This window comes from Leifsonia sp. NPDC056824 (assembly GCF_042789575.1).
GTDB lineage: Bacteria > Actinomycetota > Actinomycetes > Actinomycetales > Microbacteriaceae > Leifsonia.
The window spans coordinates 60,117-80,457 of record NZ_JBHUAV010000004.1 but is presented as its reverse complement, the minus strand read 5'-3'; the positions used below and the strand labels follow the sequence as shown (position 1 = coordinate 80,457).

Below are 20,341 nucleotides of genomic sequence, written 5' to 3'. Positions count from 1 at the left end.
ACCACACCATGACCGACACCCCGATCACCCCGGAGCCCGCGAAGCCCCAGAACGACGACGACGCGGTCGTGGATGCCGGCGCGGCTCGCTCCGACGAGACCCCCGCGGCCCCCGCCGCCCCCGCTGCAGAGCAGGCTCCCGCGACCCCGGCCGCAGAGCAGCCCGCCGCCCCGGCAGGCCACGGCTGGACCGCTCCTGCCGCCCAGCCTGCGGCGCAGCAGCCGGCAGCGGAGCAGCCCACTGCCGAGCAGCCGACCGCGCAGCAGCCGACTGCCGAGCAGCCCACTGCGCAGCAGCCGACGGCCCCGCAGCCCACCGCGCCCCAGGGTCCGTACCCGGTGGCGAACCACACGCAGCCGACCCAGCCGGTCGCCCCCCAGCAGCCGTACGGCCAGCCGGTCGGCGCCCCGCAGCACCAGCCGCAGGCGCAGCCGAACTACGGCAACGGCTCGTTCGGCCAGCCGTCCGCCTACGCGCAGGCTCCCTATGCTCAGCAGCCCGGCGCCCAGCAGCCCTACGCCACAGCGCCGGGCACCGGTGAGAAGGAGCCCCGCAAGCGCAACACCGGGCTCATCATCGCCACGCTGGCCATCGGCGCGCTGATCGGCGGCATCGCCGGCGCCGGCGCCGGGATCGGCCTGTACTCGGCCACCGGCAGCAACGCGACGATCAAGACCGTCTCCGGCCCGCAGAACATCACCGTCAACGACACGAACAACGCCACGACGGTGACCGCGGTCGCCGCCAAGGCGTCGCCCAGCGTCGTCACCATCTCCGTCAGCGCCTCCAGCGAGGGCGGCACCGGCTCCGGCGTGGTGCTCACCTCGGACGGCTACATCCTCACCAACACGCACGTCGTCACCCTCGACGGCGCCGCGTCCAACGTGAGTATCAGCGTCACCGACAACAACGGCAAGATCTACACCGCCAAGATCGTCGGCACCGACCCGACCACCGACCTCGCGGTCATCAAGCTCGACGGCGCCAGCGGGATGACCCCGATGAACTGGGCCGACTCCAGCAAGCTGAACGTGGGCGACACCACGGTCGCGATCGGCGCCCCGCTCGGCCTCTCCGGCACCGTCACCGACGGCATCGTGAGCGCGCTGAACCGGTCGATCAGCATCGCGTCCTCTGCGGCGCCGAAGTCCACCGACGGTTCGAACGGCGGCGGCAGCGGCAACGGAAGCTCGCAGAACCCGTTCAACTTCGACTTCCCGAACCAGGGCGGCGGCTCGTCCCAGAGCGGAACCCAGGGCACGATCTCGCTCCCGGTCATCCAGACGGACGCGTCGATCAACCCGGGCAACTCGGGCGGCGCCCTGCTCAACAGCAAGGGCCAGCTGATCGGCATCAACGTCGCGATCGCGAGCGCCAGCGGCAGCAGCTCCTCCGGCACCCAGTCGGGCAGCATCGGCGTCGGCTTCTCGATCCCGTCGAACCTGGCCAAGCGGATCTCCGACGAGCTGATCAAGAACGGCTCGGCGACCCACGGCCTCCTCGGGGCCTCGGTCGGCGACGCCAGCTCGGACAGCAAGGCGACCACCGTCGGCGCGTCGATCAAGTCGGTCACCTCCGGCGGCGCGGCGGCGAGCGCGGGCCTGCAGGCCGGCGACATCGTGGTCAACTTCAACGGCCTCCCGATCACCGACGCGACCGACCTGACCGCTCAGGTGCGCGCGCTGCCGGCCGGCGCCAAGGCCGACGTCACCTACCTCCGCGGCGGTCAGTCCAAGACCACCTCGGTCACCCTGGGCTCGCTCCCGGCGAACTGACCCGGACCCTCCCGGAAGGCCGTCCCGCAGTGCGGGGCGGCCTTCCGTCGTACTGCCCGCAGACGGGTCGCTCAGGCGCCGGCTGATAAGCTCGGCGCGACCCGAACGACGAATGGATCAGATGCCGGACGACAACGTGAACACCCTCCCCGGTGTGTCCTACGTGATGCCTGTCCTCAACGAGGCGACCCACGTCCGGGCGGCCGTCGACAGCCTGCTGGCGCAGGATTACACGGGTCCGTTCGAGGTCACCATCGCCCTCGGGCCCAGCATCGACGGCACCACGGAGCTGGTCGCGGAGCTGGCCTCCGTCGACTCCCGCATCCGGGTCGTCGACAACGAGGTGGGGTCGACCCCGGCCGGTCTGAACCTGGCGATCCGCTCCTCGCAGTACCCGGTCGTCATCCGCGTCGACGCGCACAGCGTCCTGCCGCCGGACTACGCCCGCGTCGCGGTCGAGGCCATCCAGGAGACCGGAGCCGACAACGTCGGCGGCCTCATGGACGCCCAGGGCACGACGGCGTTCGAGCGCGCGGTCGCCCGCGCCTACGGCAGCCGGATCGGGCTCGGCGGCACCAAGCTCCACGTCGGCGGCGCGGCCGGCCCCGCCGAGACGGTGTACCTCGGCGTGTTCCGTCGTGACCGGCTGATGGAGGTCGGCCTCTTCGACGAGGAGATCAAGCGCGGCCAGGACTGGGAGCTCAACCGGCGCATCCGCCAGGCGGGAGGGACCGTCTGGTTCACGCCGCGCCTGCGCGTGGTCTACCGTCCGCGCCCCAATCTGTACCGGCTCGCCCGGCAGTTCTTCTCGACCGGCATCTGGCGCGGCGAGCTCGCGCGGCGCTTCCCGGCCTCCAACGGCGTGCGCTACTTCGCCCCGCCGGTGATGGTGCTGGGCGTCGCGCTCGGCGTGCTGCTCGGCCTCGGCGGCGTGCTCCAGGCGCTGCTCGGCGCGACCCCGTGGCTGCTCTGGGCGTTCGTGGTCCCCGTGGCCTACCTGCTCATCGTGGTGGCGTCCGCGTTCGTCTGGGGACGGCGCGACGGCTTTTCGTCGTTCCTCTGGTTTCTCGTAGTCTTGCCGTGCATCCATTTCAGCTGGGGCATCGGGTTCATCCTCGGATACCTGTCCCTCACGCGGAACATCACGGCACACACCGGAAGGTAGGCATGACAGCAGCGGGACCGGCGGCGCACGGAGCGCGGCCAACGTCGATCGCCGAGCTCAGGGCCGTGGCGCAGCCGCCCGAGGTGCGCGGGCGCCGCAACGCCGAGCACTGGACGGCGTCGCTGTATCTGCGCAACCTGTCGCCGTACCTCACCTGGGTCCTGCTCAAGACCTCCATCTCGGCCAACGGCGTGACCGGGCTGATGATCCTGACCGGCTGGGCGACCGCGGCCAGCCTCCTCATCCCGGGGATCGGCGGCGCCGCGCTGGCGCTCGTCCTCGGCCAGCTGCAGATGCTGGTGGACTGCTGCGACGGCGAGGTGGCGCGCTGGCGCAACACGTCCTCGCCTGCCGGGATGTTCCTCGACAACGTCGGCCACTACACGACGGAGACGCTGATCGCGATCGCGCTCGGCGTCCGTGCCGCCGGCTTCCCGTTCGAGGCGCCGCAGGACTTCCTCTGGACGAACCTCGGCACGCTGCTCGCCCTCATCATCGTGCTCAACAAGGCGCTCAACGACATGGTGCGCGTTGCGCGGGCCAGTGCGGGCCTGCCGAAGCTGGCCGACACCGAGGCGGCCTACGCGCCGACGCACGGAGTCGTCGCGACGCTGCGCAAGGCCGCGAAGTTCCTGCCGTTCCACCGGCTGTACCACTCGGTCGAGCTGACCATCATGATCTTCGTCTTCTCGATCGTCGGGCTGTTCATCGGCTCGCCGCTCGCCGACCGCGTCCTGCTGTCGATCCTGGTGCCCCTGGCGCTGCTGGCGGCGATCGGGCACTTCGTGGCGATCATGTCCTCCAAGCGGGTCCGTGGCTGACCCCACGGTTGGCGTCGTCGTGCTCACGCAGGGCACGCGGCCGGACGACCTGCTGCGCGGCGTGCGGTCCGTCCTCGCCCAGGAGGGTGTCACCACCGACATCGTCGTGGTCGGCAACGGCTGGGACCCTGCGACGTCGGACCCGCCGCTGCCGCCCGGGGTCGCGACGCTGGCGCTGCCGGAGAACCTCGGCATCCCGGCCGGGCGCAACCGGGGCGTTCCGCGGGTGGCGGGGGAGTACCTGCTCTTCCTCGACGACGACGCGGACATCCCGTCGCCCGGCTTCCTGCGGGATGCGGTCGGACTGCTGCGCAGCGACCCCGGTATCGGGATGATCCAGCCCCGGCTGCGGGCGCGCGACGGCAAGCCGTCGCCGCGACGGTGGATCCCGCGGATCCGCAAGGGCGATCCTGAGCAGTCGTCCGCGGTGTTCTCGGTGCTGGAGGCCGTGATCGTGCTCCCGCGCGACGTGTTCGAGCGAGCGGGCGGCTGGGCCGACCCGTTCTTCTACGCCCACGAGGGCATCGAGCTCTCCTGGCGGGTCTGGGATCAGGGCAAGCGCGTCTGGTACGCGGGCGACCTGGTCGCCGAGCATCCTGCCGTCTCGCCCACCCGCCACTCGTACTACTACCGGCTGAACGCCCGCAACCGCGTGTGGCTGGCCCGCCGCAACCTGCCCGCGGTGCTGGTCCCGCTCTACGTGGGCTCGTGGACGGGCATCCAGCTCCTGCGCTGGTTCCGGAAGCCGGACGTACTGCGCGCGTGGTTCGGCGGCTGGCGCGAGGGCTGGAGCGCCGACCCGGGCGAGCGCCGGCCCATCCGCTGGCGCACGGTGCTGCGGATGACCGCCGCAGGACGGCCGCCGATCGTCTAGCGCTCGGGCGGAGTCGCGTCCGCGGCCTCGATGGCGGCCTCGCCCTCCGCGGTCCCCGGCGCCACGGCCTCCTCGTCTTTCGTGCCGCGTCGCAGCGCACGCGCCGGGATGGCGCCACGCAGCACCGACCCCGCCTGCACCACCCGGCGTCCGGTGCTCGCGCCGAAGCGCCGCACGGCTCCCGGCCCTTCTGCGGGCGTCAGCGCCTCCGGGATGACGAGCGGCGCCGCCCCGAAGGCAAGCCGGGAGTTCGTCACGACGCGCCGGCCCAGGATGTGGTTGCCGGTCCCGCCGACGACCGCTCCGATGCCGAACGGGATCGCCCTGGCGACGATCGACACGCCGCCGCGCACAGCGAACTGCCGGATGAAGACGTTCCGCAGCCGGTCCACGAGCGGCCCGACCACCATCGACGGAAGCGTGGTCGTGACGAGCTCGCCCCAGTACGCCGTGCGGGTCACCCCGGAACCGGCCACCTGCCCGGCGAGCTGGCGCACCAGGTCGGAGCCCTCGCGGCCGAGCATCATGGTGAGGACGAGGGCGCGCGCACGCGCCGGATCCTCCACCGCGATGCCGTGCAGCTCGCTGAGGGACTGCGCGTACAGCGCGGTGGCCTCCAGGAACGCGGCGGTCTCCAACCCCGAGAGCGCCAGGGTCACCCCCGTGCCGATCGCGGGGATGACCGCGGTCGCGCCGACGGCGGCGCCGCCGGTGGTGACCGCCGCGAGATATCGCCGTTCGAGGATGGCGGCGAGTTCGCCGGCCGTGGCGTCCGGAAACCGGCGCCGCAGACCGCGCAAGTGTGCGAGGACGACAGGGCGCTGGATGCCGAGGAAGCGGTCGAGAGTGTTGTCGACGGCGCGCGGGGTGTCGCCACCGCGGGGCGGTCCGCCGGTCGGGGAGACGATGGGCTCGGGTCGCTTGGTCATCCTTACCGAGTGTATGCCTCCACGCCGACGTGACCAGGCCGGCGGCTCGATCGACCCCTCAGCGTCGTCTGGCGCGCTCCTGCAGGAACTCGTCCGCGCTCAGCACATCGACGTCGTCCGGCAGGTCGTCTCTGGACAGCCCTTCGGTCAGAAGCGCGATGTCGGTGCCGAGGACGCTCGCGATCCGCAGCATGGTGACGAGGCTGGGATTGGCGATGCCGCGTTCGATCTTGCCGTAGTTGGTGACGTGCATCTGGGCGAGCTCGGCGATGCTCTCCTGGCTGAGTCCGAGGGCGATGCGTGCGCGGCGCACTTTCGCGCCGAAGCGGATCGCGGCAGGAGACGGCGGTTGTTTCATACTTCATGCCTATCCGGTCGCGGATTCTCGAACCAGAGCGCACGCCACTGCGTCATTCGTGCCTGAGGCCAGGAGTTCGGAAAATGCATGCCGGTGGCCGAGGCCGGTCGCGCATACGACGCGGCCGGCCTCTGCTCGGAAGCGGCAGGAGTCTGCGATTGTTTCATACTTCATGCCTATCCGATTGCGGATTGCCGAACCAGAGCGCTCGCCACTGGGTCATTCGTGCCCGAGGCGAGAAGTTCGGAAAATGCATGCCGGCCTCGGCTCAGAAGCTGACCTGCCACAGGTACTCATGTCCGTCCGGCAGGAACCAGCGCACGACGAGCAGGGTGTCGCGGGCGGGGTCGTCGCTGCCGCTGAGGGAGGCGCGCACGGCCTCACCCGGCCGGATGGACGACGGCGAGCTCACCCGCACGGACGAGCTGCCCGCGATGCTCACGGTGACGCCGCGAAGCTCCTCTGCGCTGGTGTTGACGAGGCGGAAATGGGGTGCGCCGCTGCGATCGACGCTCCAGGGAACGCGATAGGCGTAGCGCGTGTCGCGGAGCGGGGCGAGTGGGTTGCGAAGGTGTCGAAGGTGTCTCATGCACCCCACGGTATTGACGCCGTCCGACGCCCCAACGCCGAAATCGGGTCTAAAGACCTCTTCTGGGGATAACTCGCGCGATTTCTTTTCCGTGGAGGACTTTCACACCGCGCGAAAACCGCCTACGACCAGGACTTTTCTACGACCCGTAATCCTGGTTGTAGAGGTCGAGTACCGCGTCGATCGGCCCGTCCAGCACGAGGGCGCCCTTGTCGAGGTAGAGCCCGCGGGCGCAGAACCGGCGCAGGTCCTTCTCGTTGTGCGAGACGAAGAAGAGGGTGCGGCCGCTGGCGAGGAGCTCCTCGATCTTCGCGTAGCACTTCTCTCGGAAGCCCCGGTCGCCGACCGCGAGCACCTCGTCCACCAGCAGCACGGGCTCCTCGAGCTGCGCGATCACCGCGAACGCGATCCGGACCTTCATGCCGCTGGAGAGGTGCTTGTAGGGGGTGTCCACGAAGTCGCCGATCTCGGCGAAGCCGATGATCTCCTCGAACCGGGAATCGATCTGGCCCTTGGTCATCCCGTGCAGCCCGGCCGTGAGGTAGACGTTGTCGCGCACGGTGAGGTCGTCCACGAACCCGCCGGTGATCTCGATGAGGGGAGCGACGCCCTCGGTGACCCGCACCGTGCCCTCGTCGGGCAGCAGCACGCCGGCGACGAGCTTCAGCAGGGTCGACTTGCCCTGGCCGTTGCGGCCGACCACGCCGATCGCCTCACCGGGCGCGACGCGGAACGACACGTTCCGCAGCGGCCAGAAGTCGTCGGGGCGGGCGCGGCGCTTGCGGCCGGCGAACAGGTCCTTGAACGAGCGACGGGCTCCACGGTTGCGCTTGAACCGGACGCCGAGGCCGGTGACGTCGATGACGGCTGACACCTAGATCTCCTTCAGGACGTCGCGCTCGAAGCGCTTGAAGACGAGCCAGCCGACGCCGAGCAGGATCAGCGACATCAGAGCGGCCACGATGACCAGGTACCAGTCCAGCTCCTCCGGGAAGAACGCCGACCGGTAGAGGCTGAAGATGCCGGTGAGCGGGTTGAACGCCGACCAGAAGTGCAGGGAGAACAGCGTCTCGGTCTGGGCGCCCGGGTGGGCCGCGACGTACGCGGCGCAGTGCTTGGCGGCCACGCCGGCGCCGCAGCCGCCCGGGAGGTCGCGGGCGCTGTAGATGATCGGCGACGCATAGAAGAGGAACCGCAGCGCGAGCTTCACGGCGCGCTCCAGGTCGCGGAAGAACACCACGAGCGGCGCGACGATCAGGCCGACGCCCACCGAGAGGACGATCTGGATGAGGATGGCCAGCGGGAAGAGCAGGATGTCGACGTTCACCCGGGCGCCGGTCGCGATCGCGAAGATCGCGAGCACCGGCAGCGACAGCAGGAACTCGATCCCCTTGGCGGTGACGATGCGGTTCACCCAGATCGTGCGGGGGATCATCGTCGAGCGGATCAGCTTCGCCTCGCGGAGGAACGCCCGGGTGCTGTCGGACACCGCGCCGTTGAACCACATCCACGGCAGGAGCGCCGCGAGCAGGAAGACGATGTAGGGGTTCTCACCGACGCTGCGGTGGAAGATCACCGTGAAGACGAACCAGTAGATCGCGCTCATGACGAGCGGATCGAGGATCGACCACAGGTAGCCCAGCGCACTGGTCGAGTAGCGCACGCGCAGGTCGCGCACCGTCAGCAGCCACAGGGAGTGGCGGTACCGGGCGGAGCGCGTGCGCTGCGCTGGGCGCAGGTCGGCGGAGGTAGTGGTCACGGGAACCTATCGTATTGATCGCTGGCTGCGTGTTCGCGTCACGCTGCACTTCGACTATACGAAAAGATTCGCGCGCTCCAGGTCCTCCTGGAAGTCCACCTCGACGGCGTACAGGTCGGAGATGTCGACCGGCTCGGCCAGCAGACGGTCCTGCGCGATCGCGAGCTCGATGCCGCGCTCGAAGTAGTCCTGGTCGGCGACGCGCTGCAGCTGGCGCAGCAGCGCGGCCTTGTCCTTGCTCGAGATGTAGTTGATGCCGACGGCCTCGCCCAGCCCGCCCTTGACGGTCTTGGACAGCTCGTGGATGTAGCCCTCGGGGCCGGTGGTGTACTTGACCTCCTCGTCGGCGACCGACGAGGTGTTGACGGTCACGAAGGTCTGGTCGCGGGCGACCATCGCCGCGCCGCGGACGAGCACGGCGGGGTCGAACACGACGTCGCCGTTCATCCAGAGCACGCCGCCGGGGCCGGAGGCCTGCAGGGCGCGCATGAGGCTCTTGGAGGTGTTGGTCTGGTCGTACTGCTCGTTGTAGACGAACTCGGCGTCCGGGAACGCCTCGATGATGTGCTCGAGCTTGTAGCCGACGACGATCGTCACCGTGACGTCCTTGCCGAACGCGGCGTGGATGTTGTCGAACTGCTGCTGCATGATGGTGCGGCCGTCGTTCAGTTCCGTCAGCGGCTTGGGGAGGCTGCGGCCGAGCCGGCTGCCCATTCCCGCCGCGAGGATCACTACCTGGGTCGTCACAATCTTCTCCTTGAATCCGCGCGAACCCCGTGTGGGTGTGATGCTGCGGGGCTTCGGCGCCCGCCACTCCCGGGATGTCACCGGGAGTTCATTCACGCTTTACGTGTTTCGACACGCCTTCATGCCTGCACCAGAATACCGGGGGCCCTCATCCGGGGGCAGGGGTTGACGTGGGTCGTTGTGCGGTCGTTATGTTCCTCACAGGACTTTCCTAGGCAGTCTGAGAAGCCTGAGGCCGTGACTGCGAGGTCACCCGTCGGGGGGTACGCAAGCGGTTCTGTCTTGGTACGGTTGCGTGGTGAGTTTCGAGCGCGCGCGACCCGGCAGCAGCACCGATCCGGAGTCCGGCGCGCCCGATTCTCCCATGCACGAATCCGTGGGGGACGACGAGGGGGAGCGGATGTCCGAGATCGCGCAGTCCGAGCCGGAGCAGGCGGCGCCGGCGGCGCGCGCCGCGGCCAAGCGCACACAGCCGAAGACGGCCGCCGCCGCTGCGGGGCCGAGCACGCGCACGCCGACGCCGCGCAAGCGCACGACCGCCGCGAAGGCGACGCAGAAGCCCCGCACCGTGAAAGCTGTCGTCGAGACGGCTCCCGTGATCCCCGCACCCGCCGAGCCTGTTGAGCCGGCGCGTCCGGCCCCGGCCGTCGACACCCGGCCGAGCGTCCTCACCGTGCACGGGCTCAGCAAGCGCTACGGCTCGATCGTCGCCGTGGACGGCGTCTCGCTCGACGTGCGCGAGGGCTCCTTCTACGGCATCGTCGGACCGAACGGCGCGGGCAAGACCACGACGCTGTCGATGATCACCGGGCTGCTGCGTCCCGACGAGGGCCGCATCGTGGTGCACGGCGTCGACGCCTGGACCGAGCCGGTGCGCGCCAAGCACGTCATCGGGGTCCTCCCCGACAAGCTGCGCCTGTTCGACCGCCTCACCGGTGCGCAGTTCCTGCACTACGCCGGCACGCTGCGCGGGCTCTCGGCCAAGACGGTCCACGCCCGCACCGCCGACCTCGCGAACGCCTTCGGCATCGCCGACGCCCTCGACCGGCTGGTCGCCGACTACTCGGCGGGCATGACCAAGAAGATCGCGCTCGCGGCCGCCATGATCCACTCGCCGCGCCTGCTGGTGCTCGACGAGCCCTTCGAGTCCGTCGACCCGGTCTCCGCCGCGAACGTCGTGGACATCCTGCAGCGCTACACCTCGGCGGGCGGCACGGTCGTGCTCTCCAGCCACGGCATGGACATGATCGAGCGGGTCTGCGACAGCGTCGCCATCATCGTCCGCGGCCAGGTGCTCGCGGCCGGGACCATCGACGAGGTGCGCGGGGAGCAGACCCTGGAGGAGCGGTTCGTCGACCTGGCGGGCGGACGCAAGGCGGCGGAGGGCATGGAGTGGTTGCACAGCTTCTCGGATTAAGACTCAGGCTGCTGGGCAACTCCTTCCGGCGCAGCCCGTGGCAGGTGTTCGGCCTGGTGCTGGCAGTGGCGTACGGCATCGTGACGATCATCCTGGTCTTCGCCGCGCTGGTGGCGGCGCGCCTCGCGCCGGACGTCGCCGACGTGCACGGCGTGCTCGTCGTCATCGGCTCGATCGTCGTCGCCGGGTTCCTCCTGCTGCCGCTGATGTTCGGCGTGGACGACGCGCTCGACCCGCGCAAGTTCGCGCTGTTCGGCATCCCGGAGCGGGAGCTCGCCCGCGGCCTGGCCCTCGCCGCGCTGGTCGGCGTCCCCGCCCTCGTGCTGTTCGTCTGCTCGCTCGGCACGGTCATCACCTGGTCCCGCGATCCCGGCGCGGCCGTGCTCGCCGTGCTCTCGGCGCTGCTTGTCGTGCCCACCTGCGTCCTGGCGTCGCGGATCTCGACGGCGATCGCGTCGCTCCTGGTCCCGCCGCGCCGGTCGAAGGAGGCCGGCGGCGTCGTGGCGATCCTCGCCTTGGTACTGCTCGCCCCTGTGCTGATCCTGCTGCTCACCGTCGACTGGGGCCGCGACGGCCTCGGCGCCCTGAACGGTTTCGCCGGCTGGCTGCAGTGGACCCCGCTCGGCGCGGTCTGGAGCATGCCGGGCGCCGCCGCCGCGGGCGACGGGGGAGCGGCCTTCGTGCAGTTCCTGATCGCCGTCGCGACCGTCGGCGTGCTCTGGCTGGTCTGGCGCACCCTCGTCGCCCTGGTGCTCGTCGCGCCGGAGCGGGAGGTGCATGTGCGCGACCACCACGGCCTCGGCTGGTTCGCCCGGCTCCCCGGCGGCCCGACGGCGGCCATCGCCGCGCGGTCGATGACGTACTGGGGGAGGGACGCGCGCTACTGGGTGGCCCTGGTGGTGGTCCCGGTCATCCCGGTGTTCGTGGTCGTCGCGCTCGCGCTCGGCGGCCTCCCGATCCACTTCGCCTCGCTGGTGCCGCTGCCGCTGGTCTGCCTGTTTCTCGGCTGGACCATCCACAACGACATCGCCTTCGACAGCACCGCGGTCTGGCTGCATCTGGTGTCGGGCACCCGCGGCATCGCGGACCGGCTCGGGAGGATGTTCCCGCCGGTGCTCATCGGCATCCCGGTCATCCTGCTCGGCTCGATCGTGACCGCGGCGGTCTTCGGCGACTGGGCGGTGCTGCCCGCCATCGCCGCGCTGTGCGGGTCCATCCTGGTGATCGGCCTCGGCCTGTCCAGCGCCTTCTCGGCGCTGTTCCCGTACCCGGCGACCAAGCCGGGCGACAGCGCGTTCACCCAGCCGCAGAACTCCGGAGCGTCCGCGGCGCTGGCGCAGGCGTTCAGCTTCTTCGCCATCGTCGTCCTGGCGTCGCCGGCGATCGTGTTCCTCGCGCTCGGCCTGACCGTCGACCCGTTCTGGCTCGGCATCTCGCCCATCGCGTCGGTGCTGGTCGGGTTCGCCGCGCTCGGCGGCGGCCTGTGGGCGGGCGCGCGGGCGTTCGACAAGCGCGGCCCGGAGCTGATGGCGTTCGCCAACCGCAACGACTGAGCGACGTGCCTAGACTGGGAGGATGAACGACGCCAGCATCCTCGAACCCGGCGGCGAGCCGGGCGGCGGTGGCACCTCCACGCTGGAGCGGCCCGATGTCCGGGAGGCCCCGCAGAGCGGCGAGCCGGGCGACCACGAGCGCTTCTCGCACTATGTGAAGAAGGAGCAGATCCTCGAGTCCGCGATGACCGGCAAACCCGTCAAGGCGCTCTGCGGCAAGATGTGGACTCCTGGCCGTGACCCGGACAAGTTCCCCGTGTGCCCCACCTGCAAGGAGATCTACGAGAAGATGCGGGACGAGTGAAGCTGGACGTGTAGGGTGCTCAGCCGAAGATCGTCGGCAGCACCGGGTCGCCCCGGCCCAGCCGGAACGCCTCGTCCGGCAGTTCCCGCATCGCGCTCGCGCGGTGCTCGCGCGCCCGCGTCGTGCCCTCCGGGCCGAGGTGCTCGCGGTGGAGTTCGCCGTCCGTGACCAGCGACACGAGCAGGTCGCGGCCGGTGTCGTCGGGGATATCGCCGGCCTCCACGATGTGCACGACCTCGGCGACTGCGTGCCCCGACGCGTCCAGCCGGCGCACCGGGTGCTTGCGGCCGGGGATGCTCGGCTTGCCGTCGGACTTCTTGGCCACCGGCACCCACGCGCCGTCGTCGCCGCGGTGCGCGACGAGCTTGTAGACCATCCCGGAGGCCGGCGACCCCGAGCCGGTGACGACCGCCGTCCCGACGCCGTACGAGTCGACGGGCGACGACGACAGCGCGGCGATGGTGAACTCGTCCAGGTCGTTGGTCACCGTGATGCGCGTGCGGGTCGCGCCGAGCCGGTCGAGCTGGTCGCGCACCCGTCGGACGAGCTTCGGGAGGTCGCCCGAGTCGAGGCGGACAGCGCCCAGCTCCGGGCCGGCGACCCGCACGGCGGTCTCGATCGCGCGCTCCACGTCGAAGGTGTCGACCAGCAGCGTCGTGCCGGGCCCGAGCGCCGCGACCTGCGCGCGGAAGGCGTCCTCCTCTGTGTCGTGCAGCAGGGTGAACGCGTGCGCCGCCGTGCCCATCGTCGGCACGCCCCAGGTGCGGCCGGCCTCCAGGTTAGACGTCGCGCCGAAGCCCGCGATGTAAGCGGCTCTGGCGGCCGCGACGGCGCTGCGCTCGTTGGCGCGGCGCGATCCCATCTCGGCGAGCGGCCGGCCGGCGGCGGCGGTGACCATCCGGGCAGCGGCGGACGCGACGGCGGAGTCGTAGTTGAAGACGCTGAGGATGAGCGTCTCCAGGACGACCCCCTCGGCGAACGGCGCGTCCACGATCAGGAACGGCGACCCGGGGAAGTAGACCTCGCCCTCCCGGTACCCGCGGATGGTGCCGGAGAACCGGAAGTCGGCGAGCCAGTCGAGCGTCTCCTGGCGCACGACGTCGTTCTCGCGCAGGTACTCGAGCTCGGCGTCGCCGAAGCGGAAGCGCTCGATCAGCTCCAGCAGCCGTCCGGTGCCGGCGATGACGCCGTAGCGGCGGCCGGTGGGCAGACGGCGGGTGAACGCCTCGAAGACGCTCTCACGGTCGTGGGTGCCTCGGAGCAGCGCGGCGTCGAGCATCGTGAGCTCGTAGCGGTCGGTCAGGAGCGCGGAGGACTCGGTCACGGCTCCACCTTAGCCACGGCGCGGACGGGTAGGCTGGTCTGCTGTGACGGATGCGCCGATTGGGATCTTCGACTCGGGGGTCGGCGGACTCACCGTCGCCCGGGCGATCCGCGACCAGCTCCCGAACGAGTCGCTGCTCTACGTCGGCGACACCGCGCACTCGCCGTACGGGCCGAAGTCGATCGCCGACGTGCGCCGTTACTCCCTGGAGGTCCTCGACTTCCTGGTCGATCAGGGCGTCAAGCTGATCGTGATCGCCTGCAACACCGCGTCGTCGGCGATGCTGCGCGACGCCCGCGAGCGCTACTCCGTGCCGGTGATCGAGGTCATCCAGCCGGCCGTGCGCCGCGCCGTGTCCGCGACCAGGACGGGCCGCGTCGGCGTCATCGGCACGGCGGGCACGATCTCCTCCCGCGCCTACGAGGACGCCTTCGCCGCCGCGCCGTCGCTGCAACTCTTCACGCAGGCCTGCCCGCGCTTCGTCGAGTTCGTGGAGGCCGGGATCACCAGCGGCGAGGAGGTGCTGCGGGTCACCGCCGAGTACCTCCAGCCGTTGCGGGAGGCGGACGTGGACACGCTCGTGCTCGGCTGCACGCACTACCCGTTCCTCAAGGGCGCCATCTCGTACGTCATGGGCGAGGGCGTCTCCCTCGTCTCCAGCGACACCGAGACCGCCAAGGACGTCTACCGCACGCTCGTCAGCCGCGGCCTGGAGCGTACGGAGACCACGCCGCCCAGCATCCGCTACGAGGCGACCGGCCTCGACGCCGACTACTTCCTGCGCCTCGCGCACCGGTTCATCGGCCCGGAGATCTTCCGGGTCGACCTCGTGCACACCGGCGTGATCGACCTCCCGCTCTGACCCCGAACGCCGTTTTCCGACCACCGTTTCCGACCGAGGAGAGAACTGTGACCGACATCACCCGCGCCGATGGCCGCACCCCCGACGGGCTCCGGCCCGTCACGATCGAGCGCGGCTGGAGCCGGCAGGCCGAAGGCTCCGCGCTCGTCTCGTTCGGCAACACGCGCGTGCTCTGCACGGCCTCCTTCACCAACGGCGTGCCGCGCTGGATGACCGGCAAGGGCAAGGGCTGGGTCACCGCCGAGTACGCCATGCTGCCGCGCTCCACCAACGAGCGCATGGACCGGGAGTCGGTGAAGGGCCGGATCGGCGGCCGCACCCACGAGATCAGCCGCCTGATCGGCCGCAGCCTTCGCGCGGTGGTCGACATGAAGGCGCTGGGCGAGAACACGATCGTGATCGACTGCGACGTCCTCCAGGCCGACGGCGGCACCCGCACGGCCGCGATCACGGGCGCCTACGTCGCGCTCGCCGACGCGCTGGAGTGGGGCCGCGAGCACCGCTTCATCGGCCAGAAGGCCACCCCGCTGATCGACTCGGTCTCCGCGGTCTCCGTCGGCATCATCGACGGCACGCCGATGCTCGACCTGGCCTACGTGGAGGATGTCCGCGCCGAGACCGACATGAACGTCGTCGTCACCGGCCGCGGCCTGTTCGTGGAGGTGCAGGGCACGGCGGAGGGCGCTCCCTTCGACCGCAGCGAGCTGAACTCCCTCCTCGACCTGGCGCTCGGCGGCACGACCGAGCTGGCCGCCGTGCAGCGCGCGGCACTGGAGTCGTCGGCGCTCGGCATCGAGGGCTGATGGTCCGCGTCGTCCTCGCCACGCACAACCAGCACAAGGCGCGGGAGTTCCAGCAGATCCTCGGTGACGCCGTCCCCGGCCTGGAGATCGTCGGCTACGACGGTCCGGAGCCGGTGGAGGACGGCGTGACGTTCGAGGCGAACGCGCTCATCAAGGCGCGCGCTGCGGCCGTCTTCACCGGGCTGCCCGCGCTGGCGGACGACTCCGGCATCTGCGTGGACGCGATGGGCGGCGCGCCCGGGATCTTCTCGGCGCGCTGGGCCGGGCGGCACGGCGACGCGCACGCCAATCTCCGGCTGCTGCTCGATCAGCTCGCCGACCTCCCCGACGGCTCGCGCGCGGCGCACTTCACCGCGACGCTGGCGCTGGTGTCGCCGGACGGGCAGGAGACCGTGGTCGAGGGCATCTGGCCCGGCCGCATCGCGCACGAGGAGCGCGGCGAGCACGGCCACGGCTACGACCCGATCTTCGTCCCGGACGGGCACGAGGCCACCGCGGCGGAGCTCGGGCCGGAGGCCAAGAACGCCGAGAGCCACCGGTCGCGGGCATTCGCCGCCATCGTGCCGGCGCTCCGGGAACTCGTCGCGGCCGCCCGCTGAGCAGCCGCGCGCTGAGAATGAGAACGGCACTCATTCCTATCTAGCCGCAGCGCTGGCATGCCGCGGCGACTTCGACATACCGTAGAAGAACCATGAGTCACGACCACGGCCACTCGGCCAACCGCAACCGCCTCCTGATCGCCATCGGGATCGTCGCGGTGGTGCTCGTCGTCCAGGTGGTCGGCGCGTGGCTGAGCGGATCGCTCGCGCTGCTCGCCGACGCCGGTCACATGCTGAGCGACCTGACGGGCCTGGTCGTCGCCCTCATGGCCACCATCGTGGCGGCCCGCCCGGCGACCGACCGGCAGACGTTCGGCTACCGCAGGGCCGAGGTCTTCGGCGCGCTCATCAACGGGCTGATCCTGGTCGTGGTGGCGGTGTTCGTGACCGTCGGGGCGATCGGCCGGCTCGTGTCGGGGGAGGCGGACGTCCAGTCGGGCCCGATGCTCGTGGTCGCCGTCATCGGCCTGGTCGCGAACCTCGGCGCGCTGCTGCTGCTGCGTCCCGCCGCCGATCACTCGATCAACATGCGCGGCGCCTACCTGGAGGTGTTCGGCGATCTGATCGGCTCGCTGACCGTCATCGTCGCGGCGCTGGTGATCATGTTCACCGGCTTCGCCCCGGCCGACGCCATCGCGTCGCTGCTGATCGCCGCGTTCATCGTCCCGCGCGCGGTGCTGCTGCTGCGCGACGTGGTGCGCGTGCTGAGCGAGGCGGCTCCCGCGGACACGGACGTCGCGGAGATCCGCGACCACATCCTGGGCACCCCTGGCGTCGTCGCGGTGCACGACGTGCACGTCTGGGCGATCACCTCCGGCGCGCCGGTGTTCACCGCGCACGTCGTGGTCGACGCGGGAGTGTTCCGCTCCGGCGCCACGGGGGAGCTGCTGGACGAGCTCTCCGGCTGCCTGGCGAAGCACTTCGACGTGGAGCACTCGACGTTCCAGCTCGAGCCAGCCGAGCACGCCGCCCACGAGGACGAGTTCCACCGCTGAGCAACCGCCGAGGGGCACGTAAACGCCCCTAAAACGCGGTTTTAGGGGCGTTTACGTGCCCCTCGGCGTCAAGCGTCGGGCGTGGGGCGCGGCTCGGTGACGTTCGCCTCGGCCTCGAGGCGCTTCTTCTTCGCCTTGTGCAGCGACTGGAAGTAGTGGAATAGCGTCGGGATGAGCGTGATCACCACCGCACCGATGAGGATCAGGTCGATGTAGTGGGTGACGAAGTTCGCGATCGGCGGGATGTAGCCGATGAGGAAGCCGAAGAGGGTGAGCCCCGCGCCCCAGAGCAGCGCGCCGATCGCGTTGTAGAGCGAGTACTTCTTGTAGTTCATGTGCCCGACGCCCGCGGCGACCGGGGCGAAGGTGCGCACGATCGGCACGAACCGCGCGAGGATGACCGCGAGCGCGCCGAACCGGTCGAAGAACGCGTTGGTGCGGCGCACGTTCTCCATGCTGAACAGGCCGGTCTCCTTGCGTTCGAACACGCGTGGACCGGCCTTGTGACCGATCAGGTAGCCGACCTCGCCGCCGAGGAACGCCGCGAACGAGATCGCCAGGCAGACCCACCAGATGTCGACGCCGAAGACGCGCGACGTGTGGGTGAGCAGGCCGGAGATCACCAGCAGCGTGTCGCCGGGAAGCAGGAAGCCGACCAGGAGGCCCGTCTCGGCGAACACGATGCCGCACACCACGAGCAGCGCCCACGGGCCGGCCGCGCCGATGATCGTCGTGGGGTCGAGCCAGGGGATGAGGCCGGCGTGGTGGATCACATGTCTCCAGGGTTTCGGGTGGCGGATTCAGCCCCGAGTTTAGTGGGCACAACCTCCACGAACCGTGCGAATCAGGGCACGGCACAGGAAGATCCCCCTGTGGGCCCCCTGGACGCCCCCGGTGTTCATCCCGTGGGATGACGATGAAGTGCGGGAGAAGGGACTCGAACCCTCACGCCGTGAAGCACAGGAACCTAAATCCTGCGTGTCTGCCAGTTTCACCACTCCCGCGGTCGCGCTGCGCGCGGCTACGACAATAGCTCATCCACGCGCGGCGCGACCTCGCGGCCGAGCAGGTCGATGGCCCGCATGATGTGGTCGTGGCCGAGGGTGCCGTTGCTGAGCTTGACGTCGAACCGGGTGAGGCCGAGGCCGCGGGCGGCGTAGGCGATCTTCTGCGCGACGGTCTCGGGAGAGCCGACGACGAGGGCGCCGTCGGCCGCCGCCTCGTGCTCGAAGCGCGCGCGGGTGGCGGGCGGCCAGCCGCGCTCGCGGCCGATCCGGTTCGTCATGGCCTCCCAGTGCGGCCAGAGCAGGTCCTTGGCCTCCTGGTCGGTCTCGGCGACGAAGCCGGGGGAGTGCACGCCGATCGGGAGGTCGGTGTCCTGGCCGAACTGCTCCAGCGCGTTGCGGTAGAGCTGGGTCAGCGGCTGGAAGCGCATCGGCCCGCCGCCGATGATCGCGACCATGAGCGGGAGGCCGTAGCGGGCGGCGCGGACCACGGACTCCGGGCTGCCTCCGACACCGATCCAGGTCTTCAGCAGGCCGTGCTCGACCGGGGGATAGACGGACTGCTCGGTGAGGGGCGGCCGCAGCGTACCGCTCCAGGTGACCGGCTCCTGTTCCCGGATGGCGGCGAACAGGTCGAGCTTCTCGTCGAAGAGCTCCTCGTACTGACCGAGGTCGAAGCCGAACAGCGGGAACGACTCGATGAACGAGCCGCGGCCGAGGATGACCTCCGCCCGGCCGTCGGAGACGCCGTCGAGGGTCGCGAAGCGCTGGAACACCCGCACCGGGTCGTCCGAGCTGAGCACGGTGACCGCCGAGCCGAGGTGGATGCGCTCGGTCTGACCGGCGATCGCCGCGAGCACGACCTCGGGCGCGGCCACAGAGAAGTCCTTGCGGTGGTGCTCGCCGACGCCGATGAAGTCGAGGCCGGCCTGGTCGGCCGCTACGCCCTCCGCGACGACGTTGCGCAGCACCTGCGCGTGGGGCAGCGGATTCCCGTCGGTGTCCAGCGTGATGTCGCCGAACGTGTCGATCCCGATCTCCAGCTTCGCAGCCATGCCCGTCCTCCTGCCGTCGCGCACCGATCGATGCGTATGCATCGAACTGGAACCGCGGCGGGCCCGAGCCTATTCCGTCAGCCCGGCGGGAGGCGAGGCGCGGCGCGGGATGTAGCGCGGGATGAACCGGGCGAGCAGCCCGGCGCCGACCAGGCCGAGCGCGCCCATCACCCCGCTCGCGAACGCGATCGAGACCAGGGCGGTCAGCAGCGAGACCACGAGCGGCGCGACGGCCTGGCCCGCGTCGCCGGTGAACCGCCAGGCGCCGAGGAACGCCGCAGGGCTCTCCTTCGGCGCCAGGTCGGCCCCGAGCGTCATGATGATGCCGGAGCCGATCCCGTTCGCGAGCGCGAGGAACACCGAGACGCCGATGTACCAGACGACAGCGCCCGGCAGGTCGTGGCTGACCGACAGCACGAGGAAGCCGATGCCGAGGCCCAGCATGGAGGGCACGACGCTCCACATCCGGCCGAACCGGTCCATGAGCTGGCCGCTGGCGTAGAACAGCGCGAAGTCCACGGCGCCGGCGATGCCGATGATGAGTGCGGTGTTCGCCTCGCTCAGTCCGATCGAGACGGCCCAGAGCGGCATCATCACGGTCCGCGCCGACCGGACGGCCGCGACGAGGGAGATGCCGGAGCCCATCCGCGCGAGCACGCCGCGGAACGCCCAGATCGTCGCGAAGAGCCCGCGGGTGCGCTCGTCGGCGTCCTCCTCGCCCTCCGTCAGCCGCTCGCCGCCGTGGCCGGGAGTGGTCGGCGCCGGGCCGAACATCCGCTCGGGGTCCGGGAGCACCAGCAGGACGACGACGGAGCCCAGGCAGCTCACGATGAAGATCCAGAACACCGACTGCGTCGAACCCGTCGCCGCGATCACGACCGAGGCGAGGAGCGGGCCGATGAACCAGCCTGCACGGAAGATGCCGCCGAGCGTGGACAGGGCGCGCGCCCGGTAGCGCACCGGGACGTACGTCGTCATGAACGCGTGCCGGGCGAGGGCGAAGACGGCCGTCGCGAGCCCGACCACGAAGATGCCCGCCATCAGCACCCAGTAGTTCGGGGCGAGCAGGCAGACCACCACGCCCGCCACCGCGACCGCGGCGGCGGCGATCATGGCGGTCCGCTCGCCGATCCGGGAGACCACCCAGCCGCTCGGGATGTCGCCGGCCAGCTCGCCGAGCATGAGCATGGAAGCGATGAAAGCCGCCATCGCCAGGGTCGCCCCGAGGTTGCCCGCAGCGATCGGGATGATCGGGATGATCGCGCCCTCGCCGGTCGAGAAGAGCAGCGTCGGCAGGAACGCGGCGAGTGCGACGGAGCGGAAGGAGAACGGTCGCTCGTCGGAAGTCATTTGCTTAACACAGTACAACTGTCGGGTGGGCGTCTGCCCGGTCGTCGCCGGTAGGCTG

General features: G+C 70.5%; 21 protein-coding genes and 1 tRNA gene. 11 read left to right on the top strand and 11 right to left on the bottom strand.

The features are described 5' to 3' along the window. Positions 1-8: 8 nt before the first annotated feature. The 4 genes from ACFRFH_RS15680 (at position 9) to ACFRFH_RS15665 (ending at position 4,635) form a co-directional block, all read left to right on the top strand. Positions 9-1,775, top strand: coding sequence for a trypsin-like peptidase domain-containing protein (locus ACFRFH_RS15680; protein ID WP_382463928.1), 1,767 nt, complete (start codon positions 9-11; stop codon positions 1,773-1,775). Positions 1,776-1,896: 121 nt separating this feature from the next. Beyond that, on the top strand, positions 1,897-2,940 hold the full coding sequence (locus tag ACFRFH_RS15675; protein ID WP_382463927.1) for a glycosyltransferase family 2 protein: 1,044 nt from the start codon (positions 1,897-1,899) through the stop codon (positions 2,938-2,940). 2 nt (positions 2,941-2,942) lie between these two features. Further along, positions 2,943-3,761, top strand: a complete 819-nt coding sequence (locus ACFRFH_RS15670) for a CDP-alcohol phosphatidyltransferase family protein (protein ID WP_382463926.1) — start codon at positions 2,943-2,945, stop codon at positions 3,759-3,761. After that, on the top strand, positions 3,754-4,635 hold the full coding sequence (locus tag ACFRFH_RS15665; protein WP_382463925.1) for a glycosyltransferase family 2 protein: 882 nt from the start codon (positions 3,754-3,756) through the stop codon (positions 4,633-4,635). Before ACFRFH_RS15670 ends, ACFRFH_RS15665 begins: the two co-directional genes overlap by 8 nt. Here the strand turns inward: ACFRFH_RS15665 and ACFRFH_RS15660 are convergent. From ACFRFH_RS15660 to ACFRFH_RS15635, 6 genes are all read right to left on the bottom strand, one after another. Continuing rightward, complete coding sequence (locus ACFRFH_RS15660) at positions 4,632-5,564, bottom strand: hypothetical protein (protein WP_382463924.1); 933 nt, start codon at positions 5,562-5,564, stop codon at positions 4,632-4,634. The two genes, ACFRFH_RS15665 and ACFRFH_RS15660, sit on opposite strands and share 4 nt — an antisense overlap. A 58-nt stretch (positions 5,565-5,622) precedes the next feature. Continuing rightward, on the bottom strand, positions 5,623-5,922 hold the full coding sequence (locus tag ACFRFH_RS15655; RefSeq protein WP_382463923.1) for a helix-turn-helix domain-containing protein: 300 nt from the start codon (positions 5,920-5,922) through the stop codon (positions 5,623-5,625). Between the two features lie 268 nt (positions 5,923-6,190). Continuing rightward, positions 6,191-6,511, bottom strand: a complete 321-nt coding sequence (locus ACFRFH_RS15650) for a hypothetical protein (RefSeq protein WP_382463922.1) — start codon at positions 6,509-6,511, stop codon at positions 6,191-6,193. Between the two features lie 139 nt (positions 6,512-6,650). Beyond that, positions 6,651-7,385: an ABC transporter ATP-binding protein gene (locus ACFRFH_RS15645; protein WP_382463921.1), complete on the bottom strand. Its 735-nt coding sequence runs from the start codon at positions 7,383-7,385 to the stop codon at positions 6,651-6,653. Then, positions 7,386-8,270, bottom strand: a complete 885-nt coding sequence (locus ACFRFH_RS15640) for an ABC transporter permease (protein ID WP_382463920.1) — start codon at positions 8,268-8,270, stop codon at positions 7,386-7,388. It lies immediately after the preceding gene. Between the two features lie 54 nt (positions 8,271-8,324). Further along, positions 8,325-9,017 (bottom strand): NTP transferase domain-containing protein, encoded by a 693-nt coding sequence (locus ACFRFH_RS15635; RefSeq protein WP_382463919.1) that lies wholly within the window; start codon positions 9,015-9,017, stop codon positions 8,325-8,327. Between the two features lie 400 nt (positions 9,018-9,417). On the opposite strand from ACFRFH_RS15635, the gene ACFRFH_RS15630 reads away from it, so the two are divergent. From ACFRFH_RS15630 to ACFRFH_RS15620, 3 genes are read left to right on the top strand one after another with little or no spacing between them, the layout of a single operon-like run. Further along, positions 9,418-10,434, top strand: coding sequence for an ATP-binding cassette domain-containing protein (locus tag ACFRFH_RS15630; protein WP_382464171.1), 1,017 nt, complete (start codon positions 9,418-9,420; stop codon positions 10,432-10,434). Next, positions 10,410-11,987, top strand: a complete 1,578-nt coding sequence (locus tag ACFRFH_RS15625; RefSeq protein WP_382463918.1) for a hypothetical protein — start codon at positions 10,410-10,412, stop codon at positions 11,985-11,987. Before ACFRFH_RS15630 ends, ACFRFH_RS15625 begins: the two co-directional genes overlap by 25 nt. 22 nt (positions 11,988-12,009) lie before the next feature. Next, positions 12,010-12,291: a DUF3039 domain-containing protein gene (locus tag ACFRFH_RS15620; RefSeq protein WP_382463917.1), complete on the top strand. Its 282-nt coding sequence runs from the start codon at positions 12,010-12,012 to the stop codon at positions 12,289-12,291. A 19-nt stretch (positions 12,292-12,310) separates the two neighbouring features. Here the strand turns inward: ACFRFH_RS15620 and ACFRFH_RS15615 are convergent, their stop codons facing one another. Beyond that, positions 12,311-13,615 carry a nicotinate phosphoribosyltransferase gene (locus ACFRFH_RS15615; protein WP_382463916.1) on the bottom strand — a complete coding sequence of 435 codons (1,305 nt, stop codon included), beginning with the start codon at positions 13,613-13,615 and terminating at the stop codon, positions 12,311-12,313. A gap of 43 nt (positions 13,616-13,658) precedes the next feature. Here ACFRFH_RS15615 and murI point away from each other — a divergent pair, with 43 nt between their 5' ends. From murI to ACFRFH_RS15595, 4 genes are all read left to right on the top strand, one after another. Further along, the gene (gene murI, locus ACFRFH_RS15610; RefSeq protein WP_382463915.1) at positions 13,659-14,477 is read left to right on the top strand and encodes a glutamate racemase; all 819 of its coding nucleotides are present in this window, start codon (positions 13,659-13,661) and stop codon (positions 14,475-14,477) included. A gap of 47 nt (positions 14,478-14,524) precedes the next feature. Beyond that, positions 14,525-15,280: a ribonuclease PH gene (rph, locus tag ACFRFH_RS15605; protein WP_370057049.1), complete on the top strand. Its 756-nt coding sequence runs from the start codon at positions 14,525-14,527 to the stop codon at positions 15,278-15,280. After that, positions 15,280-15,879, top strand: coding sequence for an RdgB/HAM1 family non-canonical purine NTP pyrophosphatase (rdgB, locus tag ACFRFH_RS15600; RefSeq protein WP_382463914.1), 600 nt, complete (start codon positions 15,280-15,282; stop codon positions 15,877-15,879). Before rph ends, rdgB begins: the two co-directional genes overlap by 1 nt. Positions 15,880-15,971: 92 nt before the next feature. Next, positions 15,972-16,874, top strand: coding sequence for a cation diffusion facilitator family transporter (locus ACFRFH_RS15595; RefSeq protein WP_382463913.1), 903 nt, complete (start codon positions 15,972-15,974; stop codon positions 16,872-16,874). 68 nt (positions 16,875-16,942) lie between these two features. Here ACFRFH_RS15595 and ACFRFH_RS15590 read toward each other — a convergent pair whose 3' ends face one another. The 4 genes from ACFRFH_RS15590 to ACFRFH_RS15575 all read right to left on the bottom strand — a co-directional run bounded on the left by ACFRFH_RS15590 (position 16,943) and on the right by ACFRFH_RS15575 (position 20,283). Beyond that, positions 16,943-17,647 carry a DedA family protein gene (locus ACFRFH_RS15590; RefSeq protein WP_382463912.1) on the bottom strand — a complete coding sequence of 235 codons (705 nt, stop codon included), beginning with the start codon at positions 17,645-17,647 and terminating at the stop codon, positions 16,943-16,945. 149 nt (positions 17,648-17,796) lie between these two features. Continuing rightward, positions 17,797-17,878: transfer RNA gene (locus tag ACFRFH_RS15585), tRNA-Leu, on the bottom strand. Positions 17,879-17,895: 17 nt separating this feature from the next. Continuing rightward, entirely contained in the window at positions 17,896-18,933 is a 1,038-nt protein-coding gene (locus tag ACFRFH_RS15580; protein ID WP_382463911.1) for an LLM class flavin-dependent oxidoreductase, read from the bottom strand. 69 nt (positions 18,934-19,002) lie between these two features. Further along, entirely contained in the window at positions 19,003-20,283 is a 1,281-nt protein-coding gene (locus tag ACFRFH_RS15575; RefSeq protein WP_382463910.1) for an MFS transporter, read from the bottom strand. Between the last annotated feature and the right edge of the window lie 58 nt (positions 20,284-20,341).

What these genes read in the sequence shown, in the direction of transcription:
- ACFRFH_RS15595 (WP_382463913.1), top strand. Translation starts at nt 15,972, where the DNA reads ATGAGTCACGACCACGGCCACTCGGCCAACCGCAACCGCCTCCTGATC.
- ACFRFH_RS15680 (WP_382463928.1), top strand. Translation starts at nt 9, where the DNA reads ATGACCGACACCCCGATCACCCCGGAGCCCGCGAAGCCCCAGAACGAC.
- ACFRFH_RS15580 (WP_382463911.1), bottom strand. Translation starts at nt 18,933, where the DNA reads ATGGCTGCGAAGCTGGAGATCGGGATCGACACGTTCGGCGACATCACG.
- rdgB (WP_382463914.1), top strand. Translation starts at nt 15,280, where the DNA reads ATGGTCCGCGTCGTCCTCGCCACGCACAACCAGCACAAGGCGCGGGAG.
- ACFRFH_RS15670 (WP_382463926.1), top strand. Translation starts at nt 2,943, where the DNA reads ATGACAGCAGCGGGACCGGCGGCGCACGGAGCGCGGCCAACGTCGATC.
- ACFRFH_RS15575 (WP_382463910.1), bottom strand. Translation starts at nt 20,283, where the DNA reads ATGACTTCCGACGAGCGACCGTTCTCCTTCCGCTCCGTCGCACTCGCC.
- ACFRFH_RS15675 (WP_382463927.1), top strand. Translation starts at nt 1,897, where the DNA reads ATGCCGGACGACAACGTGAACACCCTCCCCGGTGTGTCCTACGTGATG.
- ACFRFH_RS15650 (WP_382463922.1), bottom strand. Translation starts at nt 6,511, where the DNA reads ATGAGACACCTTCGACACCTTCGCAACCCACTCGCCCCGCTCCGCGAC.
- ACFRFH_RS15630 (WP_382464171.1), top strand. Translation starts at nt 9,418, where the DNA reads ATGTCCGAGATCGCGCAGTCCGAGCCGGAGCAGGCGGCGCCGGCGGCG.
- ACFRFH_RS15660 (WP_382463924.1), bottom strand. Translation starts at nt 5,564, where the DNA reads ATGACCAAGCGACCCGAGCCCATCGTCTCCCCGACCGGCGGACCGCCC.
- ACFRFH_RS15655 (WP_382463923.1), bottom strand. Translation starts at nt 5,922, where the DNA reads ATGAAACAACCGCCGTCTCCTGCCGCGATCCGCTTCGGCGCGAAAGTG.
- ACFRFH_RS15620 (WP_382463917.1), top strand. Translation starts at nt 12,010, where the DNA reads ATGAACGACGCCAGCATCCTCGAACCCGGCGGCGAGCCGGGCGGCGGT.